At 34.7% G+C, this 1,989-nt stretch carries 2 protein-coding genes and 1 pseudogene; all 3 read right to left on the bottom strand.

The genetic code is table 11. From position 1 onward, the window contains the following. Positions 1 to 479 precede the first annotated feature (479 nt). A complete protein-coding gene (locus ACFVS1_RS26785) occupies positions 480 to 851 on the bottom strand; it encodes a hypothetical protein (protein ID WP_387552216.1) in 372 nt (123 codons plus the stop codon). 71 nt (positions 852 to 922) lie between these two features. Next, positions 923 to 1,297 carry a hypothetical protein gene (locus ACFVS1_RS26780; protein ID WP_387552213.1) on the bottom strand — a complete coding sequence of 125 codons (375 nt, stop codon included), beginning with the start codon at positions 1,295 to 1,297 and terminating at the stop codon, positions 923 to 925. Between the two features lie 191 nt (positions 1,298 to 1,488). Next, positions 1,489 to 1,989, bottom strand: a pseudogene (locus ACFVS1_RS26775) (collagen-like protein); the annotation flags it as partial.

The raw sequence follows: 1,989 nt of genomic DNA, 5'->3' as shown, positions 1-1,989 counted from the left end.
TGTTTAATCCACTTTAATATCTCTTGATCTTTTCTAAAATTATAAAGGACAACAAATGAAAACGCTGTCGAAATATGAAACAATTAAAAATGCTAAATCTAAGATAAAGATTGATAAGCATTTTTGTTAAGATTCTTTTCTACTAAAGGATGGCTTTATGGATGGTTGAAAAAGATGGGAAACGAACCACGAAAGAATGGAAATCTTGTAAAAAGACAATAAAGTTATTTAATTTTAAAACCTAAAACAAGCATAACCCCGTTCTAAATTTAAGACGGGGTTAAAATATAGTTGTTTAATTTTGGATATAAGATACTTCACTGTAATCAAAATTTAAAAATCTAAGGTTTATTCAATAATAGCGCCCAATTGTGGAAGATCATTAATCAACTAACACACCCGTTAGTTTAAGAACACTCTTTCACAATCTTAACAATAGATAAAAAAAGCCGTCCTAAAAGACAGCTATTCAAAATACATTAGTTTGAAATAGTTGGTACGAGTTTTGAAAATTTGCGATAACAGAAAATAGTTAATAGTAATGGTACTAAACTCCATAGATAAAAATATGTTCCATACTGGTTCCATCTTGCGGTTGTTGTAATCCCGTCAGCGACTTTTATCCCCATAAAATTTAACTGCAAATTCCCCTGTATTTGACTATTTGATAATCCGTAACCTTGCCCTACCATCGCAATAAATAATAAGCCGAAGCACCCTGCAAGCCCTAAAAACAACCATCCTACTTTGTTTTTGTTTAAGTTACCCCCTCCTAAAATTGTTTGTAACAAAGAACATTCTACAAATATTGGTAAAACCCTTGTTAAACTAACCTTCCCCTTTAGTTCCATAAGAAAAAGCTGCCTTAAAGACAGCTCCGATCTTCAGCTAACGCACCCGTTAGCTTAATAAGAATTTGTACTTACCAAGTAAAATGTTCTTTAAAAGTCTGTTTAAAATAAGGCTTAAAATTAATTTCAATCATTTGTTGAGTGTCCTCATTAACAACTGTTAATAGCGCACTTGAATGGTCTTTCTTATCTGTTGTAATTTCAAATTTATCAACCCGTTTTAAGTCCAAAAGTGATAACAATCTATTTGAAATACATTGAGTTACTTGTATTTCAACTTCCCCATAAGAGGGAGAAAGAGTAACAATAAAGTCTTCCTCTCCATTAGAAAATCGGTATGTTGCTTTATTATAATAAAATGGCAAGTCTTTAGAAGTGTTATCTAATAACGTTGGTTCACATTCGAATAACGAAAGAAAGTCGTTTTCTTCTGGAAATATAGCCATTTTCCCATCACCTTTTTTATCACTACTTTAACAGTTTCTTGTTCAACTATCCTGCCCCGTTAGTTCTATAAAAAAAGCGAATCTCATCTATTATAAAAAAGAGCATCATCATTACAGGATGCTCTTTTAATACTGATTTACTGAATCCTTATTTACAAAATAAGCTCTCTCATTTTGAACCCTTACTTTCATTAAGGAAAACGTATTGCGTTAATATCGGCATTTAAAGCACTTGAAGAAGTTACATTCGATGCTGCTGTATAAGCGATTCTAATTTCATATGTTGTAGTTCCAGTGATAGCAGCAGTATTCACATTTGTAGATGCAACAGGAAACCTTGATGTACCTGCAGAACTTACACTTCTTTGAACGGCTCGTGTATCAAGTAAAGTCCCATTACGATATAGCCTAGTTTGAAAGGTGAAACTTGAATTGGCCGTTGTGACCACATCAATTGATACCGCATAGTCCACTTTAATGTTCTGGCCAACAGTAGTTGGTACATTCATTGTAACTACTGTCGTTTCGGTTCCAGTAGTTGTGAGAGCGATTGGACCATCCACTTCTGCAAAAAATAATTGAGGAGTTGCTCCTGTGGCGCCTGTGGCACCCGTTATTCCAGTTGCCCCTGTGGCGCCTGTGGCACCCGTTATTCCGGTTGCTCCTGTGGCGCCTGTGGCACCCGTTATTCC

Origin of the sequence: Peribacillus sp. NPDC058075 (genome assembly GCF_042885195.1) — a bacterium.
Taxonomy (GTDB): Bacteria; Bacillota; Bacilli; order Bacillales; family DSM-1321; genus Peribacillus.
This window is presented reverse-complemented; position numbering and strand designations above follow the sequence as displayed.